Source organism: Pseudomonas sp. PAGU 2196 (genome assembly GCF_022179005.1).
GTDB lineage: Bacteria > Pseudomonadota > Gammaproteobacteria > Pseudomonadales > Pseudomonadaceae > Aquipseudomonas > Aquipseudomonas kermanshahensis.
Genome location: NZ_BNTL01000036.1, coordinates 18,754 through 44,755 on the forward strand (window position 1 = coordinate 18,754; position 26,002 = coordinate 44,755).

Annotated in this window: 20 protein-coding genes and 1 other RNA gene; 11 read left to right on the forward strand and 10 right to left on the reverse strand. The window is 62.4% G+C overall.

Annotated features, from left to right (window positions below; genetic code table 11):
• The first annotated feature begins 76 nt into the window (after positions 1-76).
• Entirely contained in the window at positions 77-520 is a 444-nt protein-coding gene (locus MFF34_RS25895; RefSeq protein WP_238217351.1) for a helix-turn-helix domain-containing protein, read from the forward strand.
• On the opposite strand, the gene MFF34_RS25900 is transcribed toward MFF34_RS25895, so the two are convergent.
• The 7 genes from MFF34_RS25900 to MFF34_RS25930 form a co-directional block, all read right to left on the reverse strand.
• Complete coding sequence (locus tag MFF34_RS25900; protein WP_238217404.1) at positions 467-1,657, reverse strand: MFS transporter; 1,191 nt, start codon at positions 1,655-1,657, stop codon at positions 467-469. The two genes, MFF34_RS25895 and MFF34_RS25900, sit on opposite strands and share 54 nt — an antisense overlap.
• A gap of 94 nt (positions 1,658-1,751) precedes the next feature.
• A complete protein-coding gene (locus MFF34_RS25905; RefSeq protein WP_099454879.1) occupies positions 1,752-2,306 on the reverse strand; it encodes a GNAT family N-acetyltransferase in 555 nt (184 codons plus the stop codon).
• A 155-nt stretch (positions 2,307-2,461) separates the two neighbouring features.
• Positions 2,462-2,558: signal recognition particle sRNA small type (gene ffs / locus MFF34_RS25910), an RNA gene on the reverse strand.
• Between the two features lie 121 nt (positions 2,559-2,679).
• Positions 2,680-5,010, reverse strand: coding sequence for an NAD-dependent DNA ligase LigA (gene ligA, locus MFF34_RS25915; protein WP_238217353.1), 2,331 nt, complete (start codon positions 5,008-5,010; stop codon positions 2,680-2,682).
• A 238-nt stretch (positions 5,011-5,248) separates the two neighbouring features.
• Positions 5,249-6,130, reverse strand: coding sequence for a cell division protein ZipA (zipA, locus tag MFF34_RS25920; protein ID WP_085272534.1), 882 nt, complete (start codon positions 6,128-6,130; stop codon positions 5,249-5,251).
• Between the two features lie 204 nt (positions 6,131-6,334).
• On the reverse strand, positions 6,335-9,823 hold the full coding sequence (smc, locus tag MFF34_RS25925; RefSeq protein ID WP_238217356.1) for a chromosome segregation protein SMC: 3,489 nt from the start codon (positions 9,821-9,823) through the stop codon (positions 6,335-6,337).
• A 2-nt stretch (positions 9,824-9,825) separates the two neighbouring features.
• Complete coding sequence (locus MFF34_RS25930; protein WP_027592947.1) at positions 9,826-10,485, reverse strand: GntR family transcriptional regulator; 660 nt, start codon at positions 10,483-10,485, stop codon at positions 9,826-9,828.
• Between the two features lie 267 nt (positions 10,486-10,752).
• Between MFF34_RS25930 and xdhA the strand changes: the two genes are divergently transcribed.
• The 4 genes from xdhA to guaD all read left to right on the forward strand — a co-directional run bounded on the left by xdhA (position 10,753) and on the right by guaD (position 16,880).
• Positions 10,753-12,207 (forward strand): xanthine dehydrogenase small subunit, encoded by a 1,455-nt coding sequence (xdhA, locus tag MFF34_RS25935; protein WP_238217358.1) that lies wholly within the window; start codon positions 10,753-10,755, stop codon positions 12,205-12,207.
• Entirely contained in the window at positions 12,200-14,599 is a 2,400-nt protein-coding gene (gene xdhB, locus MFF34_RS25940) for a xanthine dehydrogenase molybdopterin binding subunit (RefSeq protein ID WP_099428686.1), read from the forward strand. The genes xdhA and xdhB overlap by 8 nt, the downstream gene beginning before the upstream one ends.
• 120 nt (positions 14,600-14,719) lie before the next feature.
• Positions 14,720-15,565, forward strand: coding sequence for a xanthine dehydrogenase accessory protein XdhC (xdhC, locus tag MFF34_RS25945; protein ID WP_238217360.1), 846 nt, complete (start codon positions 14,720-14,722; stop codon positions 15,563-15,565).
• A 10-nt stretch (positions 15,566-15,575) separates the two neighbouring features.
• Positions 15,576-16,880: a guanine deaminase gene (gene guaD, locus MFF34_RS25950; protein WP_027592951.1), complete on the forward strand. Its 1,305-nt coding sequence runs from the start codon at positions 15,576-15,578 to the stop codon at positions 16,878-16,880.
• On the opposite strand, the gene aqpZ is transcribed toward guaD, so the two are convergent.
• Both aqpZ and MFF34_RS25960 read right to left on the reverse strand, forming a co-directional pair.
• Positions 16,877-17,575, reverse strand: coding sequence for an aquaporin Z (gene aqpZ / locus MFF34_RS25955; protein ID WP_238217362.1), 699 nt, complete (start codon positions 17,573-17,575; stop codon positions 16,877-16,879). The genes guaD and aqpZ overlap by 4 nt on opposite strands.
• A 149-nt stretch (positions 17,576-17,724) precedes the next feature.
• The gene (locus MFF34_RS25960) at positions 17,725-18,480 is read right to left on the reverse strand and encodes a GntR family transcriptional regulator (RefSeq protein ID WP_027592953.1); all 756 of its coding nucleotides are present in this window, start codon (positions 18,478-18,480) and stop codon (positions 17,725-17,727) included.
• 281 nt (positions 18,481-18,761) lie between these two features.
• Between MFF34_RS25960 and MFF34_RS25965 the strand changes: the two genes are divergently transcribed.
• Entirely contained in the window at positions 18,762-20,111 is a 1,350-nt protein-coding gene (locus tag MFF34_RS25965; RefSeq protein WP_099428685.1) for an NCS2 family permease, read from the forward strand.
• 238 nt (positions 20,112-20,349) lie between these two features.
• Here the strand turns inward: MFF34_RS25965 and uraH are convergent, their stop codons facing one another.
• Positions 20,350-20,703, reverse strand: a complete 354-nt coding sequence (uraH, locus tag MFF34_RS25970; RefSeq protein ID WP_027592955.1) for a hydroxyisourate hydrolase — start codon at positions 20,701-20,703, stop codon at positions 20,350-20,352.
• Between the two features lie 375 nt (positions 20,704-21,078).
• Between uraH and puuE the strand changes: the two genes are divergently transcribed.
• The 5 genes from puuE to MFF34_RS25995 all read left to right on the forward strand — a co-directional run bounded on the left by puuE (position 21,079) and on the right by MFF34_RS25995 (position 25,952).
• Complete coding sequence (gene puuE / locus MFF34_RS25975) at positions 21,079-22,005, forward strand: allantoinase PuuE (RefSeq protein WP_027592956.1); 927 nt, start codon at positions 21,079-21,081, stop codon at positions 22,003-22,005.
• Positions 22,005-22,520: a 2-oxo-4-hydroxy-4-carboxy-5-ureidoimidazoline decarboxylase gene (uraD, locus tag MFF34_RS25980; protein ID WP_238217364.1), complete on the forward strand. Its 516-nt coding sequence runs from the start codon at positions 22,005-22,007 to the stop codon at positions 22,518-22,520. Before puuE ends, uraD begins: the two co-directional genes overlap by 1 nt.
• Positions 22,521-22,569: 49 nt before the next feature.
• Positions 22,570-23,073 carry an ureidoglycolate lyase gene (locus MFF34_RS25985; protein WP_027592958.1) on the forward strand — a complete coding sequence of 168 codons (504 nt, stop codon included), beginning with the start codon at positions 22,570-22,572 and terminating at the stop codon, positions 23,071-23,073.
• Between the two features lie 43 nt (positions 23,074-23,116).
• Positions 23,117-24,433 (forward strand): urate hydroxylase PuuD, encoded by a 1,317-nt coding sequence (locus tag MFF34_RS25990; protein ID WP_099428683.1) that lies wholly within the window; start codon positions 23,117-23,119, stop codon positions 24,431-24,433.
• A 163-nt stretch (positions 24,434-24,596) separates the two neighbouring features.
• Positions 24,597-25,952 carry a nucleobase:cation symporter-2 family protein gene (locus tag MFF34_RS25995; protein WP_027592960.1) on the forward strand — a complete coding sequence of 452 codons (1,356 nt, stop codon included), beginning with the start codon at positions 24,597-24,599 and terminating at the stop codon, positions 25,950-25,952.
• Positions 25,953-26,002 lie beyond the last annotated feature (50 nt).

A 26,002-nucleotide genomic window follows, 5' to 3' on the forward strand; every position in this document is an offset into this window, starting at 1 on the left:
CAGCCCTCTAAGATTGACGTTCAGCAACATGCCGCGCAGCATAGAAGTTGAAGTCAACTTCAAGTCAAGGCCCAGAATGGACATTGCCGATGTCGCCAAGCGCACAGGCGTACCCGCATCAACGCTGCGCTATTACGAAAAGATAGGCTTGCTCAAGTCCCTCGCCGGCCGCGGCCAGCGGCGGCAGTTTGCTGCCGACGTGGCGGACCGGCTGGCACTGATTGCCCTAGGCCAGGCCGCAGGCTTTTCCCTGGATGAAGTGGGCGCGATGCTGGTGGACCTGCAGGTCGATCGGCAAATGCTGATAGCCAAAGCGGACGAAATCGATGCACGGGTCAAGCGCTTGCAAGCAATGAGCAAGGGGCTGCGGCATGCAGCGCAGTGCCCGGAGGACGATCACCTGGCCTGTCCGAAATTTCAGCGCTTGATGAAGCTTTCAGCCGCCGGGGCGTTGGGGGAAAAGCACCTACACCAGGGCGGGCCTGGAAAAACGCGAAGCCAGCCACCTCGCCGTACTTAGCCCTACAACCAAAAGCGCAACGCCCTCAATGCTCAACATCATCGCACTGATGCCTAGCTGCGTGATCAATTGACTGGCTACGAAGGGGAACCCGAACACACCGATGAAATACGACAGGCTGAACAGCAGCAGTGCTTGCGCGGTAAGGCCCGCTGGCGCCTCATTGGCAGCCAGCCCGTTGATTACCGAGTAGTTCAAGCCATAACCCACGCCCAACAACATGGCCATCGCCAGATAGCGTTCGGCGCTGTGCACCCATTGATCAAAGCCCACTACGGCAGTGGCCATGATCAAGGTTAAAAACCACGAAGTCGCCAGCGGCGGTTGCTTCACAACCCAGCCGGCCAGCAAGAGCCTGCAGGCGATCGCAGCGCCCATGAAGCCAATGAAGAAGATCGAGTAATCAAGCCCGAGTCGATCGGCATAGCTGGTCTGGAAACTGCCCATCGTGCCGAAAATCGCCCCACCCAGCCCTACCATCAAAATCGACAAGCCCGAACGCGAACGCATCACGTTGAGCGCGGACACCAAACCGATCTGCACCTTCTCAGCCGGTCGTTGCCCCAGCGAAGTCGAACCAAGCCAAGCAAAGTACAACCCCGCCAAACCTGCAGCACACGCCGCCACCCAAAAAGCGAGCTGGGTAGGCAGCGCCACGAAGGCCGCGAACTTGCCCAGTAATGGCCCGGTACCTATGCCAGTCAACATGCTGCCGGAGAGCAATGCAAAACAGTGCGTGCGGCGTGATGGCTCGACCATTTGAGCAACCATGATCGGCCCTACCGTGTAGAAGAGCCCCCAACCAACCCCAAGCATCAAGCCACACGCCAACAACGCGCCGCCCAGGCCGGGCACCACGGCAAAACCCACTGACGCCACGACCAGGCAGAACGCCCCGACAGCGATAGCGCGAGCAGCGCCAACGCGCTGCAACAGATGCCCCGAGCCCACCACAGACAGCAGCGTACTGAGCATCGCGACTGCAAATACCCGCCCTGCATCGCTCGCAGTGCCGCCCAACGCCTGCACCAGCATAGAGAGCAGAAACGTCGTGCCATAGCTGATGGACAGTAGGAAACAGGCGATGCAGAACACGGTAAAGTGCTTAAACCGTGGCGGGGGTACAGACGACTTCATGTAAGCAGTCCTTGCTGAAAGGTACTGCTTTCTATCACGGCACGGCACTGGCAAAGGCATGCATTTGCTGACGTTGAGATCGTCACTTCAGTACCTAAACGACCGCCGCCCTTTGACGCCACTGATCGCGGCTCAACTCCCAGATCTCTTTGAGCACGGCGCCACAGACGAAATGCCCCGGCTCAGTCCCGACCAGGCGCATGCCTTCGTGCAGGGAAACACTGCGCGACCTGTCATTGCTCGCCGCCTTGGGCACCTGCATGACGCAACGCCCAAGCGTCTCGAACCAATAGTCGTTGATGACCACACAGGCCTCGCGGATGTAGCCGTTTTTTTGCCATGCAGGTGCGAGCCAGAAGCCACGGTTGTTACCCGGCTGGTCATAGAGGCTGATGCTGCCGATGACCTGCGTTGGCGCGGTTTTCAGGCGGATCATCCAGTGCCATTCGCAGCCAGCGTTCATGGCAGGCAATGCGATGTCTCGCACGTAGACGAGTGCGCCGTCTTCGGGATAGGGCCATGGCACGCGGCTGTCCAGGTAGCGAACAATGTCCCAGTGCGGGAACAATTGCTGAATAGCGGGTGCGTCGCCAAGCTGCAGCGGCGTGAGTATCAGGCGCGAGGTTTCGAGGGTTGGAAGGCTGTCCATGGCGCAGCGTCCGTTCTGGAGGCGGTATGGCCTTCTGGCATTCTCACAGAGCAGAGGTTGAAACGTCGAGACGTCATGCGCTTTCGCACATTGACTAAGAGGTATTTTTGAACGAGAGATCCTTGAGAGCTCAAGGATTTAAAGAATGGAGGCAGCCCCACCAGCCACACCCCGGCACTCGATGTTCCCGCTATGGCTGCTCCCTTCCGGGCCTGACCAGGTTAACGGGTAATCAATGCGGGGGGACCGATGGGGCCACCACTGACGCAACTCGCTAAGCAGCGAGCCGCGCCATTGTACCGGTCTGAGGCGAAGTTACAACCTCTGCGGGGAGAAAAAGTCATCATTTCTCAATGACTTGTTTAAAGGTGGGTCAGATTGCGATGCCCTGCTTCGCCAGGAAGGCGATGAACGCGTCTTCGTCCAGCACCTTCACACCCAGCTCACTGGCCTTGGCCAGCTTGGAGCCCGCGCCAGGGCCGGCGACCACGCAGTGGGTCTTGCCGGAAACGGAACCTGCCACCTTGGCGCCTAGGCTTTCCAGTTTGTCTTTGGCAATGTCGCGGCTCATGCGCTCCAGGGTGCCGGTCAACACCCAGGTCTGCCCGGCCAAAGGCAGGCCTTCGGCGACTTTCTTCTCGCTGTTCCAGTGCATGCCGAACGTCAGCAACTGGGCTTCGATGTCCCGCGCCAGCTTCTGATTCGCTTCGTCCTTGAAGAACTCGCGCACGGCCTCGGCCTGCTTGGCGGCCAGGGCCTGGCGCAGGTCGATACCGTCGGCGGCGATGATCTTGTCCAGGCTGTCGAGCTTGGCCACCAGCTTCTCAGCGCCGGTCGGGCCGACCGAGGCGATGTCGAGCTTGGCAATCATCCCAGCCAGGGTGGTGCTGGCGGCGAACTCGGCGGCCAAGTCGCCTTCGTCCTGCAACTGCATGCCGCAGGCGAGCAGTTGCTCGATGACTTTGCGGTTGTGCTCGTCTTCGAAGAAGTTGTGGATTTCATATGCCACTTCAAGCCCGATGTCTGGCAGGTAGGTCAGCACCTGTGGCAGCGCCTGCTGCACCCGCGCCAAGCTGCCCAGCGAGCGAGCCAGGACCTTCGCGGTTTCCTCACCCACATCCGGAATGCCCAGGGCGTAGATGAAGCGCGCCAGGCTCGGCCGCTTGCTGGCTTCGATGGCATCCAGCAGCTTCTTGCTGGACACTTCGGCAAACCCTTCCAGCCCTACGATCTGGTCGAACTGAAGCTTGTACAGGTCTGCTGGCGAGCCGATCAGCCCTTCGTCCACCAACTGCTCGACGCTCTTTTCGCCCAGGCCGTCGATATCCATCGCGCGGCGCGAAACGTAGTGGATGATCGCCTGTTTGAGTTGGGCGCCACAGGCCAGGCGACCGACGCACCGGTACACCGCGCCTTCACTGGTGGTTTCCTTACCTTTGCTGCGCTTGACCAGTTGCGTGCGCTCGACTTGCGAGCCACACACCGGGCATGCGCTCGGCACTTCAACCGGGCGGGCATCTTCAGGGCGGCGCTCGAGCACCACTTGCATGACTTGCGGGATCACGTCGCCGGCACGGCGGATGATCACCGTGTCGCCAATGCGCAGGCCGAGGCGGGCGATTTCGTCCATGTTGTGCAGGGTGGCGTTGGACACGGTCACACCGGCCACTTTGACCGGCTTCAGGCGTGCCACAGGCGTCACCGCCCCGGTACGCCCCACCTGGAATTCCACATCCAGCACCTCGGTCAGCTCTTCCATGGCCGGGAACTTGTGGGCAATCGCCCAGCGCGGCTCGCGGGCGCGGAAGCCCAGTTCACGCTGAGACGCCAGGCTGTTGACCTTGAACACCACGCCGTCGATCTCATACGGCAGGCTGTTACGGCGCTCGCCGATGTCGCGGTAATACGCCAGGCACTCTTCGATGCCGGCGGCATGCCGTAGCTCACGGCTGATCGGCAGACCCCAGGCCTTGAGTTGCTCAAGGATGCCAATGTGGCTGTCGCCGATGCTTGCGGACACCTGCCCTACGCCATAGCAGCAGAACTCCAGCGGGCGGCTGGCGGTGATTTTCGAATCCAATTGGCGCAGGCTGCCGGCGGCGGCGTTGCGCGGGTTGGCGAAGGTTTTGCCACCCGCTTCTGCCTGGGCGGCATTGAGCCGATCGAAACCGGCCTTGCTCATGTACACCTCGCCACGCACCTCCAGCACCGCGGGCCAACCTTCGCCCTGCAGCTTGAGCGGGATGTTGCGCACGGTGCGCACGTTGGCACTGATGTCTTCGCCGGTGGTGCCATCGCCACGGGTGGCGCCTTGCACCAATTGGCCGTCGCGGTACAGCAGGCTTACCGCCAGGCCATCGAGTTTGGGTTCGCAGCTGTAGTCGACCGCACCCGGCTGATCGAGGCCATCTACCACACGGCGGCCGAATTCACGCAGGTCAGCTTCTTCGAAGGCGTTACCCAGGCTGAGCATGGGCACTTCGTGGCGCACCTGGCTGAATGCAGCCAGGGCCTGGCCGCCGACGCGCTGGGTTGGCGAGTCAGGCGTTACCAGGTGCGGGTGTTCGGCTTCCAGCGCCTTGAGCTCATTGAACAGGCGGTCGTATTCAGCATCGGGCACGCTGGGCTCATCGAGCACGTAGTAGCGGTAGTTATGCTGGTCGAGCTCGGCGCGCAGGGCGTGGATTCGGGATTCGGCGGTCATTCGTTTGTCTTCTCTTGCAAAGCAAAAGAGCAGCCAGGGGGACGTTGCCTGGGGCCCTGATCCTTTATCCCTGGTCTGGCCCCTTCGCGGGTAAACCCGCTCCCACAGGCACGCCACTGGGTTCAAAAACAGTGGGGTACCTGTGGGAGCGGGTTTACCCGCGAAGGGGCCAGATCAGACAACCTAGGAGCCCGAACCGGCCAGCACGCCCCGCAGGCTGCTCTTTCGTCTGGATCTATCAGCGCTTCTGGGTCAGCGCGCGGCGCTCGAACTCGACGATGCGCTGGCGGTAATGCTCGATGGTCTGGGCGGTCAGCACGCTGCGCTGGTCGTCCTTGAGTTCGCCATTGAGCTCATGGGCCAATTTGCGCGCCGCCGCGACCATCACGTCGAAGGCCTGCTTAGGGTGACGCGGGCCTGGTAGCCCCAGGAAGAAGCTCACCGCACGGGTGCTGAAGTGGTCGATGTCGTCCAGGTCGAAAATACCGGGCTTCACGGCGTTGGCCATGGAGAACAGCACTTCGCCGTGGCCGGCCATGCTCTCGTGGCGGTGGAAGATGTCCATCTCGCCAAAACGCAGGCCGCTCTCGAGAATGTTCTGCAGCAGTGCCGGGCCCTTGAAACCACCCTCGTCACGGGAGATGACGCTGATCACCAGCACCTCTTCAGCGGGAGGCAGTTCCTTGACCGTGTTGTTGCTGGACGACGCACCGCTGTTGCGGTTGTTGTCGGCGGCAAAATCATCATCGGCATCGGCGAACAGATCAGGCTCGCGCGCCTCTGCGACCAGGTTCAGGTCACCTTGCGGCACTTCTGCGGCGCGCTTGCCACGCTTGCTGGCCTTGACTGGCTTGGGCTCGCGTTCGCGATCGCGCGACGACGCACTGAGCGAGGGCAGGTCGCTCTCGTCCAGCTCTGGCTCCTTGTGGTTATCCAATACCCGCGATGGGCCGAGCACTTCGGCGCCGCCCTCTTCGTCGGGGACATTGGAATAACTGCGGTCCAGACGGAATTTCAACTTGCCTTTCCCGCCGCGCATGCGGCGCCAGCCGTCGAAAAGAATACCGGCAATGACAATGATGCCGATGAGGATCAGCCACTCGCGCAGACCGATTTCCATGTAATCCCGTGCCTCTATAAAAATATGCTTGAAAACAAAGGGTTCAAAGCCCTTTAACACGTGGCGCCAACTCTATGTTCTGACAGGCGTTTTACCCACGCAAAAAACGAGTGACATTAAGCTAGCACGACCAAAGACAACTTTACACCGTCTGTCGCACATGGCGGGGCCATTTCGCTACAGAATGTGCCCTATCTTCGCGCATCAGGCGTCGACCATGGCCATCGCCTCCTCCACATCCACTGCAACGAGGCGTGAGCAGCCCGGCTCGTGCATCGTCACCCCCATCAATTGATCCGCCATCTCCATGGCAATCTTGTTATGGGTGATGTAGATGAACTGCACGCTTTCACTCATTTCCTTCACCAGCCGGGCGTAACGCCCGACGTTGGCATCGTCCAGCGGCGCATCGACTTCGTCGAGCATGCAGAACGGTGCGGGGTTCAACTTGAAAATGGCGAACACCAGCGCCAGGGCGGTCAGTGCCTTCTCGCCACCGGACAGCAGATGGATGGTGCTGTTCTTCTTGCCCGGGGGTCGCGCCATGATCGTTACCCCTGTATCGAGTAGATCTTCGCCCGTCAGTTCCAGATAAGCGCTGCCACCACCGAAAACTTTTGGAAAAAGTGCCTGTAATCCGGCATTTATCTGATCAAAGGTATCTTTGAAGCGGTTGCGCGTTTCCTTGTCGATCTTGCGGATGACGTTTTCCAGCGTCTCCAGCGCTTCGACCAGGTCAGCATTCTGGGCGTCCAGGTAGCGCTTGCGCTCGGACTGCTGCTCGTACTCTTCGATGGCCGCCAGGTTGATCGCGCCCAGGCGCTGGATACGCGCCTCGGTCTGCTCCAGCGCCTGTTCGGTGCTCTGTTCGGTGGCGTCCGCTTCAAGGGTGGCAAGCACGCCTTGCAGGTCGTAGCCGTCGGCCAGCAGTTGTTCCTGCAGGGTCTTGCGCCGCACATCCAGGCCCTGGCACTCCAGGCGTAGCTGCTCCAGCTGGCCACGCAGCAGTTGGGCTTGCTGCTCGGCTTGGGTGCGGCGTTTTTCGGCGTCGCGCAGGGCGCGGTCGGCTTCGTCCATGTGCAGGCGCGCCTGGCGCATTTCTTCGTCGACGCTCATGCGCCGCTCCAGCAGCTCTTCGAGCTTGAGGCGCAGCTCTTCGAGGGGCGCTGCGCCCTCCTCCAGGTTCAGGCTCAGTTGCTCCTGGCGCTCGGTCAGGCGTGCTGCCTGCTGCTCCAGGCGCTCCAGGGCCTGATGGGTGGAGTCGTGCTGGGCACGCAGCGAGCCTAGGCGCACGGCCAACTGGTGGGCGTGGTCCTTGTGCTGACGGGCCTCCTGACGGATGCGGTCAAGGCCTTCGCGCAGGGTATCGCGGCGAGCCATCAACTGTTCGCGCTGCTCGGTGTCCTGGGCCATCAGGTCCAGGGCTTCTTGCAGCACCAGACGCGCCTCACCCAGTTGCTCGTGCTCCAGGGCGCGCTGTTCTTGCAGCTCGGTCAGCTCTTCGTGCAGACGGCGGCGACGCAATTCGACTTGCTCGGCACGAGCCCGGCTGGCCGACAGGCTGGCCTTGAGCTCGCCGTGCTGGCGGCTTTCTTCCTGGGTGCGACGGCGCAGTTGCTCGCGCTGTTCTTCCAGGCCCAGTTGCTGCTCGCGCAAATTTTGAAGCTGTTGCTCAAGGTGCTCCAGGGCGGCTTCCTGCTCCAGCTGTTGCTGGCCCAGGCGCTCGATCTCCTGACCACGGGCCAACACCCCACCTTCGGCCTCGCCGCCTCGGCTGACCCGCAAAAAATGCCGGCCAACCCAATAACCATCGCGGCTAACCAGGCTTTGCCCTTCAGCCAGGGTCGCACGCAGTGCCAGCGCCTGGGCCAGGTCATCGACCGGCTTGACCTGCCCCAGCCAGGGGGTCAGGTCGGTACGCCCTTCGACTTTGTCCAGCAAGCTGCCCGCCAGCCGCGCACCCTCGCCGCTTGCCAGCAGCAAGCGCAACTCGCCTTGCTCCAGGTCGGCAAAAGCCAGGTTGTTGAAATCATCAACCAGCACGGCCTGCAGATCGGCGCCAAGCACCGTCTCCACGGCCAGCTCCCAGCCCGGCTCGACCCGCAGCCCTTCGGCCAGGCGCGGGCGCTGTGCCAGGCCCTGCTCGCGCAACCAGTCTGCGGCACCCACGCCAGGCTCTAACGCGGCCTGCTGCAAGGCCTCCAGCGATGCCAGCCGCCCACCCAGGCGCTGCAGGTCACCCTGCGCCTGTTGTTGCGCCTGGGTGGCCTGCTGCAATTGCTCGCGCGTGCCTTCGAGTTGCTCGACCACTTGCTCTTCGGACAGTTGCAACGTTTCGAGCAGCACCTCGCTGCTGGCCAACTGCTCGGACAGCTCAACCAGGGCCGCATCCTGCGGCTCGGCACCTAACAGGTCGCGTTCTTCACCCAGCTTGCGCTGGCGCTCCGACAAGCGTTCCAGGCTGGCTTCAAGCTGCTGCAAGCGGGACTGTTGCACTTCAGCCTGACGGCGGGGCTCGGCGGAGCGGGTGTTGAAGGTGTCCCATTGTTCTTGCCAGCCGTGCATGCCCAGCTCGGCTTCTTCGAGCGTGGCAGCGGCTTCTTCGGCGGCCGCCAGGGTCATTTCCTGTTCGGGCTCGAGCATGGCCAGCTCTTCGCCGAGGGTGGCCAGCAAGGTGCGGTCATGGCCCAGGTGGGACTCGGTCTCCAAGCGCGTGCGCTCAGCTTCCTTGAAGTCGTCCTGCAACTGGCGAAGGCGCTGCTGGCCGTGCTGGATGCTCTGCTCAACCCGGGCAATATCGCCCGCTACTGAATAGAAGCGGCCCTGCACCTGATTGAAGCGCTCGGACAATTCGTGGTGGCCATCGCGCAGGCGCTCGATACTCGCGTCGGCGTTGCGCTGTTCGGCCACCAAGGCCTCGTGGGACACGTCCTGATCACCGATCACTGCCTCGCGCTGGCGTACGCGTTCGTCCAGGTCGCGCCAGCGCAGGGCCGACAAGCGGGCTTTCAGCTGGCGCTCCTGGGCCTTGTACTCACGGTACTTTTCGGCTGCCTGGGCCTGACGGTGCAAGCGTTCGAGCTGGCGTTCGAGCTCGTCACGCAAGTCGGTCAGGCGCGCCAGGTTTTCCTGGGTGCGGCGGATGCGGTTCTCGGTCTCGCGGCGGCGCTCCTTGTACTTGGAGATACCCGCCGCTTCTTCGATGAAGTTGCGCAGCTCTTCGGGCTTGGCTTCGATCAGTTTGGAGATCATGCCCTGCTCGATGATCGAGTAGCTGCGCGGCCCAAGGCCGGTGCCGAGGAAAATATCGGTGATATCCCGGCGACGGCATTTTGCGCCGTTGAGGTAATAGCTGTTCTGCGCGTCGCGGGTCACCTTGCGGCGGATGGAGATTTCAGCGTAAGCCGCGTACTCCCCGACCAAGGTGTTGTCGCTGTTGTCGAACACCAGCTCGATACTGGCCTGGCTGACCGGTTTGCGGCTGGTAGAGCCGTTGAAGATGACGTCGGTCATCGACTCGCCACGCAGGTTCTTCGCCGAACTCTCGCCCATCACCCAGCGCACCGCGTCGATGATGTTGGATTTGCCGCAACCGTTGGGGCCTACCACGGCCGCCATGTTGCTGGGGAAGTTGACCGTGGTGGGGTCGACGAACGACTTGAACCCGGCCAGGCGAATGCACTTGAGGCGCATCGTCAGGCCCGGGCCAACGCCGCCAGCACCAGCTCACAGCTGCGCTGGCAATAGGCGGTGAGCACCTCGCGAATGCGCGGCAGGTCGCGGGCGACCACGGCCTCGAGCAGGCGCGCGAACAGCTCCAGGTAGTCGTCCGTGCTGGCCTGGCGTTGGTCCAGGGCCAGGTAGTAGGCGCGGCTCATGGCCGGCTGCAGGTTTTCGACGGTCTCCTGCAGGTACGGGTTGTCGGCGAACGGGTAGGCAGCCCGCATGACGGCGAAGCTTTCGGCGACGAAGGCCTTGATGTCTTGCTGGTCGCGGGCATGCTGCAAGCGCTGCTGGATCTCCAGAAACGGGCGCAAGTCGGCCTCCAGGCGCCATTTTTGTGCAACGGCGTTGCCCAGCAGGATGTAGAACTCACCCATCAAGTTGCACAGGCTGCGCACACTGCGCTCGTCCAGCTTGGTCACATGCGCACCGCGACGCGGCAAGATCGCTACCAAATGCCGACGTTCGAGGATCAACAGCGCTTCACGCACCGAGCCGCGGCTGACATTCAGCGCCTGGGTGACCTTCTGCTCCTGAATGCGCTCGCCCGGCGCCAGCTCGCCGCGAATAATGCGTTCGGCCAGGTAATCGGCAATCTGCTCGGAGAGGCTGTCCGGGGCCTTGAACGTCATGGTTTTCCTTCAAAATCATTGAACTGGGCACAAGGGGCGGATTGTAGCGTACTTGACCCGCACTCGCGCAGAGGGGCCTTGCGCTTTATTTGGCCTGCCAGGCAGCTGCCTGTACGGCGCGATCTATGCTTGTGATATGGGCAATGTGTTCGGCCGGGTGTAGACATACGCATTTTCCTGACCTTTGAGTCAGAAAAATATTGACCAGTTCGTCAGGTCTGCTTATTGTCCGCCCAACAACAATAAAACCATTGCGAGGCCATCCCCGTGATCCAGTTTCTCGTCAACCAGGAGCTGCGTAATGAGCACGCCCTGGACCCGAACATGACGGTGCTGCAATACCTGCGCGTGCACCTGGGCAAACCCGGCACCAAGGAAGGCTGCGCCAGCGGTGACTGCGGTGCGTGTACCGTGGTGGTCGGTGAATTGACCCAGGACGACCAAGGCCAGGATACCCTGCGCTACCGTAGCCTCAACTCCTGCCTGACGTTCGTTTCGTCACTGCACGGCAAGCAGTTGATCAGCGTCGAAGGCCTCAAGCACCAGGGTGAACTGCACAGCGTGCAAAAAGCCATGGCCGACTGCCATGGCTCGCAATGCGGCTTCTGCACCCCAGGCTTTGTCATGTCGCTGTTCGCCCTGCAGAAAAACAGCCAAAGCGCCGACGTGCATCAGGCCCAGGAAGCCTTGGCCGGCAACCTGTGCCGCTGCACCGGCTACCGGCCGATCCTCGATGCCGCCGAGCAAAGCTGCCGCCAGCCTTGCCGCGATCAGTTCGACGCCCAGCAAGCCCAAACCATCAGCCGCCTCAAGGCCATTGCGCCAACCCAGACCGGCGAGCTCAACAGCGGCGACAAACGCTGCCTGGTGCCGCTGACCGTGGCCGACCTGGCCGACCTGTACAGCTCGCACCCCGAAGCACGTCTGCTGGCCGGTGGTACCGACCTGGCGCTGGAAGTGACCCAGTTCCACAAGACCCTGCCGGTGATGATCTATGTCGGCCATGTGGCCGAGCTCAAGCGCATCGACAAAACCGCCAGCCACCTGGAAATCGGCGCAGCCACCCCGCTCACTGACTGCTATGAGGCGCTCAACGCCGAGTACCCTGATTTCGGCGACCTGCTGCACCGCTTCGCCTCGCTGCAGATCCGCAACCAGGGCACCCTGGGCGGCAATATCGGCAACGCGTCGCCGATTGGTGACTCGCCGCCCCTGCTGATCGCCCTGGATGCCCAGGTGGTGCTGCGCCAAGGCGAACGCCAGCGCACCCTGGCGCTGGAGGACTACTTCATCGACTACCGCATCACCGCGCGCCAGGACAGCGAGTTCATCGAGAAGATCATCGTGCCGCGCGCCAGTGTGGATTGGGCCTTCCGCGCCTATAAAGTGTCCAAGCGCCTGGATGACGACATCTCTGCCGTGTGCGCAGCGTTCAACCTGAGCATCGAGAACGGCGTGGTCAGCGGTGTGCGTATCGCCTTCGGTGGCATGGCCGCGATACCCAAACGCGCCCGCGCCTGCGAAGCAGCCCTGCGCGGCAAGCCATGGAACCAGGCCAGCATCGAGCGCGCCTGCCAGGCCCTGGCCGAAGACTTCACCCCGCTCAGCGACTTCCGCGCCAGCAAGGAATACCGCCTGCTGACGGCGCAGAACCTGCTGCGCAAGTACTTCATCGAACAGCAAACGCCGTACATCGAAACCCGGGTGACCGCTTATGTCTAACCATCACGTAGCCAAGAGCCAGGCCGAGATGGCCGAACTGTTCAGCCAGGACCTGACCACCGGGGTCGGCCGCAGCGTCAAGCACGACAGCGCCGACAAGCACGTGGCCGGCGAAGCGGTGTACATCGATGACCGCCTCGAATTCCCCAACCAGTTGCACGTCTATGCGCGCACCGCCGACCGCGCCCATGCGCGCATCCTGCGCATCGACACCACGCCGTGCTATGCCTTCGAAGGCGTGCGCATCGCCATCACCCACGAAGACATCCCGGGGCTCAAGGACATCGGCCCAGTCGTAGCCGGTGACCCGCTGCTGGCCATCGACAAGGTCGAGTTCTTTGGTCAACCGGTGCTCGCCGTGGCCGCCCGTGACCTGGAAACCGCCCGCCGCGCCGCCATGGCGGCCATCGTCGAGTACGAAGACCTGGAGCCGGTACTGGATGTGGTCGAAGCGTTGCGCAAGAAGCACTTCGTGCTCGACAGCCACACCCACCAACGCGGCGACTCGGCCGCGGCCTTGGCCAGTGCTCCGCATCGCCTGCAAGGCACCTTGCACATCGGCGGCCAGGAGCACTTCTACCTGGAGACGCAGATTTCTTCGGTGATGCCCACCGAGGACGGCGGCATGATCGTCTACTGCTCCACGCAAAACCCCACCGAGGTGCAGAAGCTGGTGGCCGAGGTGCTGGACGTGCCGATGAACAAGGTCGTCCTCGACATGCGCCGCATGGGTGGTGGTTTCGGCGGCAAGGAAACCCAGGCCGCCAGCCCGGCCTGCCTGTGCGCGGTAATTGCGCGCCTGACCGGCCAGCCGACCAAGATGCGCCTGCCGCGCGTCGAAGACATGACCATGACCGGCAAGCGTCACCCGTTTTATGTCGAGTACGACGTCGGCTTCGATGACAACGGCCGCCTGCACGGCATCAACTTCGACCTGGCCGGCAACTGCGGCTACTCGCCCGACCTGTCCGGCTCGATCGTCGACCGCGCCATGTTCCACTCCGACAACGCCTATTACCTGGGCGATGCCACCGTGCATGGCCACCGCTGCAAGACCAACACCGCCTCCAACACCGCCTACCGCGGCTTCGGCGGCCCACAGGGCATGGTCGCCATCGAACAGGTGATGGACCACATCGCCCGCCACCTGGGCCGTGACCCGCTGGCCGTGCGCAAAGCCAACTATTACGGCAAGACCGAGCGCAACGTCACCCACTACTACCAGACCGTCGAGCACAACATGCTCGACGAGATGACCGCCGACCTGGAAGCCAGCAGCGATTACGCCGAACGCCGTGAGTCGATCCGCCGGTTCAATGCCAACAGCCCGATCCTCAAGAAGGGCCTGGCGCTGACCCCGGTCAAGTTCGGCATCTCGTTCACCGCCACCTTCCTCAACCAGGCGGGGGCGCTGATCCACATCTACACCGACGGCAGCATCCACCTGAACCACGGCGGCACCGAGATGGGCCAGGGCCTGAATACCAAAGTCGCCCAGGTGGTCGCGCAGATCTTCCAAGTCGATTTCGACCGTATCCAGATCACCGCCACCAACACCGACAAGGTGCCCAACACCTCGCCTACCGCGGCCTCCAGCGGCGCCGACCTGAACGGCAAGGCAGCGCAAAACGCCGCCGAGATCCTCAAGAAGCGCCTGACCGAATTCGCCGCGCGGCACTATCAGGTGACCGAGGAGGACGTCGAGTTCCGCAATGGCCATGTACGCGTGCGCGACCAGATCGTCAGCTTCGAGCAACTGGTGCAGCAGGCGTACTTCGCCCAGGTGTCGCTGTCGAGCACCGGCTTCTACCGCACGCCGAAAATCTTCTACGACCGCAGCCAGGCCCGCGGCCGGCCGTTCTACTACTTCGCCTTTGGCGCGGCCTGCGTGGAAGTGATCGTCGACACGCTGACCGGCGAGTACAAGATGCTGCGCGCCGACATCCTGCATGACGTGGGCGACTCGCTAAACCCGGCCATCGACATCGGCCAGGTCGAAGGCGGCTTCATCCAGGGCATGGGGTGGCTGACCACCGAGGAATTGGTGTGGAATGCCAAGGGCAAACTGATGACCAACGGCCCGGCCAGCTACAAGATCCCGGCGGTGGCCGACATGCCGCTGGACATGCGCGTGAAGCTGGTGGAAAACCGCAAGAACCCGGAGGACACGGTGTTCCATTCCAAGGCCGTGGGCGAGCCGCCATTCATGCTCGGCATCGCCGCCTGGTGTGCGATCAAGGACGCCGTGGCGAGCCTGGCCGACTACCGCGTGCAGCCGAACATCGACGCACCGGCGACCCCGGAGCGGGTGTTGTGGGGCTGTGAGCAGATGCGTAAGGAAGTGGCTCAGCAGCAATCTGCCGAACAAGAACTGGAAACCGTGACTCACTGACATCGCGTAACCCTGTGGGAGCGGGCTTGCCCCGCGAATACGAGGGTGTGGCCACTGCCGCATTCGCGGGGCAAGCCCGCTCCCACAAGGACAATGTCAGCCTTCAAGAGAGGTTGAATCATGCACCAATGGATCAACGCCCTCGCCGACCACCAGTCCCGTGGCGAACCCTGCGTACTGGTCACCATCATCGAGGAACGCGGCTCTACCCCGCGCAACGCCGGCTCGAAAATGGTCGTCAGTGCCACCGCGCTGTTCGACACCATCGGCGGCGGCCACCTGGAATACAAGGCCCTGCACATCGCGCGGCAGATGCTCGAAGCACAACGCACCACCCCGCACCTGGAGCGCTTCAGCCTCGGCGCCAGCCTCGGCCAGTGCTGCGGCGGCGTCACCGTGCTGCTGTTCGAACCGATGGCCGCAGTGCAGGCGCAGATCGCGGTGTTCGGTGCGGGCCATGTCGGCCGTGCTCTGGTACCCTTGCTCGCCGCGCTGCCCTGCCGGGTGCGCTGGATCGATTCGCGCGATCAGGAATTCCCCGAGCTCATCCCCCCTGGGGTGACCAAGGTGGTCAACGAGGAGCCGGTCGATGAAGTGGCCGAGCTGCCAGCCGGTTGCTATTGCATCGTCATGACCCATAACCACCAGCTCGACCTGGAACTGACCGCCGCCATTCTCAAGCGCAACGATTTCACCTGGTTCGGCCTGATCGGCTCGAAGACCAAACGGGCCAAGTTCGAGCACCGCCTGCGCGAGCGCGGCTACGACGCTGACGTCATGGCCCGCATGCGCTGCCCGATGGGCATTGCCGAGGTCAAGGGCAAGCTGCCGATCGAGATCGCCGTGTCCATCGCCGCGGAAATCATTGCCACCTACAACGCCTGCTTCGGCCAGCATGACGCTGCCGCCAACGCCGGCCCCATTGCCCAGTTGCTGCCGCCCTCCCGGCGCAGCCAAGCCATTTGACGAGCGCTTTATGACCGCAACCCGCAAAGCCTACCGTGCCGCCATCCTGCACAGCATCGCCGACCCGGCCGAGGTCGGCCTGGAGGCCTCCCATGAATACTACGAAGACGGCCTGCTGGTGGTCGACGATGGCCGCATCAGCGCCATCGGCCACGCCAGCGAACTGCTGCCGACCCTGGATGCCGGTATCGACGTGGTGCATTACCAGGATGCCCTGATCACCCCGGGCTTCATCGATACCCATATTCACTTCCCACAGACCGGCATGATCGGCTCCTATGGCGAACAGCTGCTGGACTGGCTCAACACCTACACCTTCCCGTGCGAGAAACAGTTCGCCGACAAGGGCCACGCCGACCAGGTCGCGAAAATCTTCCTCAAGGAACTGCTGCGCAACGGCACCACCACCGCTCTGGTATTCGGCAGCGTGCACCCGGAGTCAGTCAACGCCCTGTTCGAAGAAGCCGAACGCCTCGACCTGCGGATGATCGCCGGCAAGGTGATGATGGACCGCAATGCCCCTGATTACCTGACCGACACGGCCGAGTCTGGTTACACCGAAAGCAAGGCACTGATCGAGCGCTGGCACGGCAAGGGCCGCCTGCACTATGCGGTCACCCCGCGCTTCGCACCGACCAGCACCCCAGCGCAACTGACCTTGGCCGGCCAACTGCTCAAGGAGCACCCGGGCGTGTACCTGCACACGCACCTGTCGGAGAACCTCAAGGAAATCGACTGGGTCAAGTCGCTGTTCCCCGAGCAGAAAGGCTACCTGGACGTCTATGACCACTTCGAGCTGCTGGGTGAGCGCTCGGTGTTCGCCCACGGCGTGCACCTGTGCGACGACGAGTGCCAGCGCCTGGCCGAAACCGGCTCGGCCGTGGCCTTCTGCCCGACCTCCAACCTGTTCCTGGGCAGCGGTTTGTTCAACCTGCCGCAGGCCGAGCGCTTCAAGGTCAACGTTGGCCTGGGCACCGACGTGGGCGCCGGCACCAGCTTCTCGCTGCTCAACACGCTGAACGAGGCGTACAAGGTCATGCAACTGCAGGGCGCACGCCTGCACCCGTACAAGTCGCTGTACCTGGCCACCCTCGGCGGCGCCCGCGCACTGCGCTTGGACGACCGCATTGGTAGCCTGCGCGCCGGCAACGATGCCGACTTCGTGGTGCTCGACTACAAGGCCACGCCGCTGTTGGACTACCGTATTCAGCAGTCCAACAGCATCGAAGAGACCTTGTTCGTGCTCACCACCCTGGGCGATGACCGCACCGTGCGCGAAACCTACGCCGCGGGGCGTTGCGTGCACCAGCGCTAAGGCTCTTTCGCCAGGCCCCGGTACAACGCGCCGCCGATCGCTGCCCCGATCAGCGGCGCCAGCCAGAACAGCCACAGCTGCTGCAGGGCCCAACCACCGACGAACAGTGCCGGCCCCGTGCTACGCGCGGGGTTGACCGAGGTATTGGTCACCGGGATCGAGATCAGGTGGATCAGGGTCAAGGCCAGGCCGATGGCAATCGGCGCAAAGCCTGCCGGGGCGCGGGCATCGGTGGCCCCCATGATCACCACCAGGAACATCGCCGTCATCACCACCTCACTGACAAACCCCGCCCCCAGCGAATAGCCGCCGGGCGAGTGATCGCCGTAGCCGTTCGACGCCAACCCTGACGACAACTCGAAACCGGCCTTGCCGCTGGCGATGAAATAGATCACCGCTGCCGCAAGGACGGCGCCGATCACCTGGGCGATGACGTAGGGCAGCAGTTCCTTGGCGGGGAAGCGCCCGCCCACCACCAGCCCGAACGACACGGCGGGGTTGAGATGACAGCCAGAGATGTGACCGATGGCGAACGCCATGGTCAGGACAGTGAGGCCGAACGCGAAGGCGACACCGAGAACGCCGATGCCAAGCGGGGAACTGGCTGCGATTACCGCACTGCCGCAGCCACCGAGGACCAGCCAGAAGGTGCCGATCAGTTCGGCCCCCATGCGTGTACCGAGGGACATGCTCATGAATCCTTTCCTCAAGAAGTTGAACGCAACGAATGCGCAAGCCCAACTGCTTGATGAAGGTTTGCTCACAAGAATTTAGCAGACGTTTGGTTTATGGCCAGTAATGACCAGGGGCCGCAAAGCGGCCCCTAGTTCATACAAGCAAACGATCAACCCTTGGCAGCAACCTTGGGCTTTTTCAGCAGATGCGAAAACACCGCATGCAGATCGTCCGAAGCACTTTCTTCGTCCAGGTTCAGCTTGCTGTCGATGTGGTCCATGTGATGCATCATCAGGCTCACCGCCTGCTCGGCGTCACGCGCTTCGATGGCATCGATCAGCTGCATGTGCTCGTCGTACGAGCAATGCGAGCGGTTGCCGCTTTCGTACTGGGCAATGATCAGCGAGGTCTGCGACACCAGGCTGCGCTGGAAACTGACCAACGGCGCATTACCCGCCGCCTCGGCCAGCTTCAAGTGGAATTCGCCAGACAGGCGGATGCCCGCGCCGCGGTCACCACGGGAGAAGCTGTCACGCTCCTCACGCACCATCTGACGCAGCTCGTTGAGCTGTTCGAGGGTAGCGTGCTGCACGGCCAGTTCGGTGATGGCGCGTTCGACCATGCGCCGCGAGAAGAATACTTGGCGTGCCTCTTCCACCGTCGGGCTGGCCACCACCGCACCGCGGTTGGGCCGCAGCAGCACCACGCTTTCGTGGGCCAGGCGCGACAGGGCGCGACGAATGATGGTGCGGCTGACGCCAAAGATCTCGCCCAGCGCTTCCTCGCTCAACTTGGTGCCCGGCGCCAGACGCTGTTCGAGGATCGCCTCGAAAATATGCGCGTAGACGATGTCGTCCTGGGTACCGCTGCGCCCGGCCTTGCCAGCGCGCACAGGTTTTTTCAGAGGTTGCAGCTGTTCGTTCATGGGCTCTCGAGGCACGAAGGAAAGTATGGCGCCATTGTACACAGGCTGAGCCGTTTCTGCAGGTGGCCTTTTACCTATATAGCCGTTGTACGACGCATTGCGCACACAAAAGATAAAACATTATTTGCTTTCTTTGTACACAAAAGCATAATCCACCGTGCAACTTCCTGACCAATAAGTCAACAAAACGGTCAGGCGTCTGCCTTCCCTCGCGGAGCCGCCAAGTGCAAGCGCAGGACAATGGCTCCAAAACAACAAGAAAGACTTGAGGAGTACCCGCTGTGGAAAGCCGCAAATCCGAAGCCCCTACGCTGGATCTCGCCCCACCGCTCGAAACGAGCTGGCTGGAGCGGATTTTCAAACTCAAGCAACATGGCAGCACCGTCAAAACCGAAATGATCGCCGGGGTGACCACCTTCATCACCATGGCGTACATCATCTTCGTCAACCCCAACATCATGGCTGACGCCGGCATCGACCACGGCGCGGCGTTCGTCGCCACCTGCATTGCCGCCGCGCTGGGCTGCCTGCTGATGGGCCTGTACGCCAACTGGCCGGTGGGCCTGGCGCCCGGCATGGGCCTGAATGCCTTCTTCACCTACACCGTGGTCGGCACCATGGGCTACAACTGGGAAACGGCACTGGGCGCGGTGTTCGTGTCGGGTGTGCTGTTCATGTTCCTGACCTTGTCAAAAGTGCGCGAGTGGCTGCTCAACAGCATCCCGCTGAGCCTGCGCCATGCAATGGGGGCCGGCGTCGGATTGTTTCTCGGGCTGATCGGCCTCAAGACTGCAGGCATCATCGTCGACAGCCCGGCGACGCTGATCAAGCTCGGTTCGCTGCATGAACCCGGCCCACTGCTGGCGGCGCTGTGCTTCCTGTCGATTGCCATCCTCAGCTACAAGCGGGTGTTCGGCGCGATCCTGATCAGCATCATCGGCGTCACCCTGGCCGGCTGGGGCCTGGGCCTGGTGAAATTTGGCGGGGTGATGTCGATGCCGCCAAGCCTGGCGCCCACCTGGATGGCCATGGATGTGGCCGGCGTGTTCAACGTCAGCATGATCAGCGTGGTGCTGGCGTTCCTCTTCGTGCACATGTTCGACACCGCCGGCACCCTGATGGGCGTGGCGCAGCGTGCCAACCTGGTGGCCGCGGATGGTCGCATCGAAAACCTGTCACGGGCGTTGAAGGCCGACAGTGCTTCTAGCGTGTTCGGTGCCGTGGTCGGCGTACCGCCAGTGACCAGCTATGTAGAAAGTGCTGCGGGGGTTGCGGCGGGTGGCCGTACGGGCCTGACTGCCGTCGTGGTCGGCCTGCTGTTCGTCGCCGCGATGTTCTTCGCGCCGCTGGCGGGGATGATTCCTGCCTATGCCACTGCCGGTGCGCTGATCTATGTAGCGATGCTGATGATGGGCAGCATGGCCCACATCCACTGGGACGAAGCCACTGACAGCATTCCGGCGATCGTCACGGTGATCATGATGCCGCTGACCTTCTCGGTCGCGGACGGTATTGCCCTGGGGTTCATCACCTATGTGGCGCTGAAGGCGGGGACTGGCAAGTACAAGGAAATCTCGGCCAGCCTGTGGGTGCTGTGTGCGATTTTCATTGCCAAGTTTGTGTTCCTCTGACACCCACTTGCACTCACAAAGGGCGCCTCGGCGCCCTTTTTTGGTGCCTCAACTGGCCTCTTCGCGGGCAAGCCCGCACACAGGTGTCCTCCACTGCCCGGCAGAGCGACGCGATCTCTGTGGGAGCGGGCTCGCCCGCGAAGAGGCCAGTTGAGGCAACACAAAAACACCAGACGAAAAAAAGCCCGCCAGTGTGAGAGCGGGCCAAAGGACCTACGAAGATTCTTCTAGCGACCAACTAGCTTCCGCGATAGGTCGAATAGCTGTACGGCGAGATCAGCAGCGGCACGTGGTAATGCTCCTGTTTCTCGTCGATGCCAAAGCGCAGCACGACAACATCCAAAAACGCCTGGGCCGGCAGTTGCACACCGCGAGCGCGGTAGTAATCGCCAGCGCTGAACTGCAACTGGTAAACGCCCGTGCGGTAATCGTCACCCTGCAGCAACGGCGCATCAACACGGCCATCGCTGTTGGTCAGGGCGGTGTTCACCAGCTCCAGCTGTTGGCCTTCGACACGGTACAACTCGACCTTGATCGAGCTGCCCGGGCAGCCATGCGCGGCATCCAGTACGTGTGTGGTCAAACGTCCCATTGCTTGTCGCCTCTTGTTCAATCTGTGGGCAAAAAATACACGGCCATCATCACGCCAACCGGCCTGCGATGTGCGGGAATGACGTTATTAAGACATTCCACCGCAAAATTGTACACAATTTTTTAAACCCATCCGTCGCGGCCCAGGCAAACCCGCCAACAGTCGCAAATACAGGCACCGTGCCGAGGCCAACGTCATTAGCTGACCAATCAGGCAGGTTTATTGCAAGGGATTCTCAGGCGACAAAAGGGAAGAAATGCGGAAAAACAGGCTTACAAAAGATTTCAGAAGTTGTATACAATCAGCCCATCCGGTGGTGCGACATACCGACGCGGCCCGCCCACCCCGCACTAACACACAAGAAGGAAGACTGCAGTGAGCGCTGACTATCCTCGCGACCTGATCGGTTACGGCAACAACCCACCTCACCCGCAATGGCCGGGCAACGCCCGCATTGCCCTGTCTTTCGTCCTCAATTACGAAGAAGGTGGCGAGCGCAACATCCTGCACGGTGACAAAGAGTCCGAAGCCTTCCTGTCCGAGATGGTCGCCGCCCAGCCGTTGCAGGGCCAACGCAACATGAGCATGGAGTCGCTGTACGAGTACGGCAGCCGTGCCGGCGTGTGGCGCCTGCTTAAGCTGTTCAAGGACAGCGGCGTACCGCTGACCGTGTTCGCCGTGGCCATGGCCGCCCAGCGCCACCCGGATGTGATCCGCGCCATGGTCGAAGCCGGCCACGAGATCTGCAGCCACGGCTACCGCTGGATCGACTACCAGAACATGGACGAGGCCCAAGAGCGCGAGCACATGCTCGAAGCCATCCGCATCCTCACCGAACTGACCGGCGAGCGCCCTGTGGGCTGGTACACCGGCCGCACCGGCCCGAATACCCGCCGCCTGGTGATGGAGGAAGGTGGCTTCCTCTATGACAGCGACACCTACGACGACGACCTGCCCTACTGGGAGCCGAACAACCCCACCGGCAAGCCGCACCTGGTGATCCCCTACACCCTGGACACCAACGACATGCGCTTCACCCAGGTACAAGGCTTCAACTGCGGCGAGCAGTTCTTCCAGTACCTCAAGGACGCCTTCGATGTGCTGTACGCCGAAGGCGCCGAAGCGCCGAAGATGCTCTCCATCGGCCTGCACTGCCGGCTGGTCGGCCGCCCGGCGCGCCTGGCCGCGCTCAAGCGTTTCGTCGACTACGCCAAGAGCCATGACCAGGTCTGGTTCGCCCGTCGCGCGGACATCGCCCGCCACTGGCACACCACCCACCCGTACAAGAAAGAGAACGCCTGATGACCGCTTTCAAGACCCTCACGCCATCGACCCTGGGCCGCGACGCCTTCGTCGCCGCCTTCGCCGACATCTACGAGCACTCGCCGTGGGTCGCTGAAAAAGCCTATGGCCTGGGCAACCTGAGCGAGCTGGACGAGATCGAAGTGCTGCACCAGCGCATGAGCGACATCCTGCTCAGCGCCAACCACGCCGACCAGCTGGCGCTGATCAACGCTCACCCGGACCTGGCCGGCAAAGCCGCCATCCAGGGCGAGCTGACCGAATCGAGCACCAACGAGCAGGCCGGCGCCGGTATCCACCAGTGCACCGCCGAAGAGTTCGCCCGTTTCACCGAACTCAACGACGCCTACAAGGGCAAGTTCCAGTTCCCCTTCATCATGGCCGTGAAGGGCAGCAACCGGCACCAGATCCTCGCCGCTTTCGAAAAACGCATCCACAACGACACGGATGCCGAATTCAAGGAAGCCCTGGCGCAGATCAACCTGATCGCCCTGTTCCGTCTGCTGCAGCTGTAAGCAACAGCCGAACCTCATTCAGAAAACGAACAATAGAAGAGATAACCGCATGCGCACCCTGATGATCGAGCCCCTGACCAAAGAAGCCTTCGCCCCCTTCGGTGACGTGATCGAAACCGATGGCAGCGACCACTTCATGATCAACAACGGCTCGACCATGCGCTTTCACAAGCTCGCCACGGTCGAAACCGCCGAGCCTGAAGACAAAGCGATCATCAGCATCTTCCGCGCCGACGCGCTGGACATGCCGCTGACCGTACGCATGCTGGAACGCCATCCGCTGGGCAGCCAGGCTTTCATCCCGCTGCTCGGCAACCCCTTTCTGATCGTGGTCGCGCCCGTTGGCGATGCACCTGTATCAGGCTTGGTCCGCGCCTTCCGCAGTAACGGCAGGCAGGGCATCAATTACCATCGCGGCGTTTGGCACCACCCGGTGCTTACGATCGAAAAGCGGGATGATTTCCTGGTGGTTGATCGCAGTGGTTCTGGCAACAACTGCGATGAGCATTACTTCACCGAGGAACAGATGCTGATCCTCAATCCCCACCAATAAGAAAAGGTCGATCATCGTAAGGTGATCGGCAGAGGTACATACTGTGGAAGCACACCTTCACGAATGGCTGAACCTGAGCATTCGCTGGGTTCACATGATCACCGGTGTCGCCTGGATCGGTGCATCGTTCTACTTCGTCTGGCTGGAAAACAACCTGAACCGGAGCAATCCGCGTGACGGGCTGTCGGGTGACCTTTGGGCCATCCACGGCGGTGGTATCTACCACCTTGAAAAGTACAAGCTGGCACCCCCGAAAATGCCCGAGAACCTGCACTGGTTCAAATGGGAAGCCTACTTCACCTGGATGTCCGGTATCGCCTTGCTGTGCGTGGTGTTCTACTGGAACCCGACCCTGTACCTGCTGGCCCCTGGCAGCACCCTGAGCGGTGCCGAGGGCGTGGCCATTGGTATCGGTTCGCTGGTGGCCGGCTGGTTCATCTACGACCTGCTCTGCGACTCGCCGCTGGGCAAGCGCCCAGCATTGCTGGGTGGCGTGCTGTTCGTGCTGATCATCGCTGCGTGCTGGGGCTTCAGCCTGGTATTCAGCGGCCGTGGCGCATACCTGCACACCGGCGCGATCATCGGCACCATCATGGTCGGCAACGTGTTCCGCATCATCATGCCGGCCCAGCGCCAGCTGGTGGCTGCAATCGAGAACAACACCACGCCTGACCCACGCCTGCCGGCCAAAGGCCTGCTGCGTTCGCGTCACAACAACTACTTCACCCTGCCGGTGCTGTTCATCATGATCAGCAACCACTTCCCGAGCACCTACGGTAGCCAGTACAACTGGCTGATCCTGGCCGGCATTGCAGTGGCGGCGGTATTGATCCGTCACTACTTCAACACCCGTCACGACAGCAGCAAGTACGCCTGGACCCTGCCCGTCGGCGCCCTGGCGATGATCTGCCTGGCCTACGTCACCGGCCCCAAGCCAATGGCCGTCAGCCCTGAGCAAGCAGCCGCGAAGATCGAGTACCAACCGCTGCCCGCCACCGCCGTCGGCGGCAAGACGGCTGCCGAGCTGCGCGCCGAGGAGGCCAGCAAGCCCGCCGAAGCCCCTGCTGCACCGGCGCAAGCCACTGCTCAGGCAAGCGGCGACAGCTTCGACAAGATCCACAATGTCATCCAGGAACGCTGCACCGTGTGCCACTCGTCCAAGCCGACCAGCCCACTGTTCAGCGCCGCCCCTGCCGGCGTGATGTTCGACACCCCGCAGCAGATCCAGGCCCAAGCCGCGCGCATCCAGGCGCAAGCGGTCGCCAGCCAGATCATGCCGCTGGGCAACATCACCCAGATGACCACCGAAGAGCGCAAGCTCGTCGGTGACTGGATCGCCAAAGGCGCCCCGGTCAACTGACCCATCGGGCACACACCGCTCCCGGTGGGAGCGGGTTTACCCGCGAAGAGGCCGGCCTGTCCGGCCTCTGTTTCAAGGCAATACGCAACTAGCAAGCATCGAGCGCCCAGGCCTGCAGCCTGGCGCTTGGATCCGAGAATAAAAACAAAACTCGAGGTGCTGCATGTCCGAGTCACGCAAGGCGTACATTCCCGTTGCGCCGCCGCGTCAGCCTCTGCCCCTGTTCCAACTGATCCTGGTAGGCCTGCAACATGTGCTGTTGATGTACGGAGGCGCGATTGCCGTGCCTTTGATCATTGGCCAAGCCGCCGGATTGTCCCGTGAAGAAGTCGCCTTCCTGATCAACGCCGACCTGCTGGTCGCGGGCGTCGCCACCATCATCCAGTCGTTCGGTATCGGCCCGGTGGGCATCCGCATGCCCGTGATGATGGGCGCCAGCTTCGCCGCCGTCGGCAGCATGGTGGCCATGGCCGGCATGCCCGGCGTCGGCCTGCAGGGGATCTTCGGCGCGACCATCGCAGCCGGGTTCTTCGGCATGCTGATCGCGCCGTTCATGTCCAAGGTCGTACGCTTCTTCCCGCCCCTGGTTACCGGTACCGTGATCACCTCGATCGGCCTGTCGCTGTTCCCGGTCGCGGTCAACTGGGCCGGTGGCGGCCATGAGGCAGAAGCCTTCGGCTCGCCCATCTACCTGATGGTCGCAGGCCTGGTACTGGCCGTGATCCTGCTCATCAACCGCTTCATGCGTGGCTTTTGGGTCAACGTTTCGGTGTTGGTGGGCATGGGCCTGGGTTACATCCTGGCAGGCTCCATCGGCATGGTCGACCTGACCGGCCTGAAAGACGCACCGTGGCTGCAAGTGGTCACCCCACTGCACTTCGGCATGCCGACCTTCAGCCTGGCACCGATCCTGTCGATGTGCCTGGTGGTGGTGATCATCTTCGTCGAGTCCACGGGCATGTTCCTCGCCCTGGGCAAGGTGACCGATCGTGAAGTCACGCCTGGCATGCTGCGTCGCGGCCTGCTGTGCGATGCCGGCGCGTCGTTTGTCGCGGGCTTCTTCAACACCTTCACCCACTCCTCGTTCGCCCAGAACATCGGCCTGGTGCAGATGACCGGGGTACGCTGCCGCTACGTCACCGTGGTGGCCGGTGCGCTGTTGATCCTGCTCAGCCTGCTGCCCAAGGCGGCCTTCCTGATTGCTTCGATCCCGCCTGCGGTACTGGGCGGCGCGTCCATCGCCATGTTCGGCATGGTCACCGCCACCGGGATCAAGATCCTTCAGGAAGCAGACATCGGCGACCGTCGCAACCAACTGCTGGTTGCGGTGAGTGTCGGTTTCGGGCTGATCCCCGTCGTACGCCCGGAGTTCTTCGCACAAATGCCGCAGTGGATGGAACCGATCACCCACAGTGGCATCGCCATGGCCACGGTCAGCGCCCTGGTGTTGAACGTGCTGTTCAACATCCTCGGGGGTGCCGACCGCGCGGCGCATAACGACGCCTGTCACCAGCACTGAGCCAGAGGGGGCGGTGCAATGGCCGCCCCTGACTCACACCCGCAGTAACC

Bases quoted from the DNA above. Each gene is read 5' to 3' on its own strand.
- xdhB (WP_099428686.1), top strand. From the start codon at position 12,200: ATGTCTAACCATCACGTAGCCAAGAGCCAGGCCGAGATGGCCGAACTG.
- xdhC (WP_238217360.1), top strand. From the start codon at position 14,720: ATGCACCAATGGATCAACGCCCTCGCCGACCACCAGTCCCGTGGCGAA.
- MFF34_RS25995 (WP_027592960.1), top strand. From the start codon at position 24,597: ATGTCCGAGTCACGCAAGGCGTACATTCCCGTTGCGCCGCCGCGTCAG.
- MFF34_RS25985 (WP_027592958.1), top strand. From the start codon at position 22,570: ATGCGCACCCTGATGATCGAGCCCCTGACCAAAGAAGCCTTCGCCCCC.
- aqpZ (WP_238217362.1), bottom strand. From the start codon at position 17,575: ATGAGCATGTCCCTCGGTACACGCATGGGGGCCGAACTGATCGGCACC.
- MFF34_RS25905 (WP_099454879.1), bottom strand. From the start codon at position 2,306: ATGGACAGCCTTCCAACCCTCGAAACCTCGCGCCTGATACTCACGCCG.
- MFF34_RS25960 (WP_027592953.1), bottom strand. From the start codon at position 18,480: ATGAACGAACAGCTGCAACCTCTGAAAAAACCTGTGCGCGCTGGCAAG.
- MFF34_RS25895 (WP_238217351.1), top strand. From the start codon at position 77: ATGGACATTGCCGATGTCGCCAAGCGCACAGGCGTACCCGCATCAACG.
- MFF34_RS25930 (WP_027592947.1), bottom strand. From the start codon at position 10,485: ATGACGTTCAAGGCCCCGGACAGCCTCTCCGAGCAGATTGCCGATTAC.
- uraH (WP_027592955.1), bottom strand. From the start codon at position 20,703: ATGGGACGTTTGACCACACACGTACTGGATGCCGCGCATGGCTGCCCG.
- uraD (WP_238217364.1), top strand. From the start codon at position 22,005: ATGACCGCTTTCAAGACCCTCACGCCATCGACCCTGGGCCGCGACGCC.
- zipA (WP_085272534.1), bottom strand. From the start codon at position 6,130: ATGGAAATCGGTCTGCGCGAGTGGCTGATCCTCATCGGCATCATTGTC.
- ligA (WP_238217353.1), bottom strand. From the start codon at position 5,010: ATGACCGCCGAATCCCGAATCCACGCCCTGCGCGCCGAGCTCGACCAG.
- guaD (WP_027592951.1), top strand. From the start codon at position 15,576: ATGACCGCAACCCGCAAAGCCTACCGTGCCGCCATCCTGCACAGCATC.
- smc (WP_238217356.1), bottom strand. From the start codon at position 9,823: ATGCGCCTCAAGTGCATTCGCCTGGCCGGGTTCAAGTCGTTCGTCGAC.
- MFF34_RS25900 (WP_238217404.1), bottom strand. From the start codon at position 1,657: ATGAAGTCGTCTGTACCCCCGCCACGGTTTAAGCACTTTACCGTGTTC.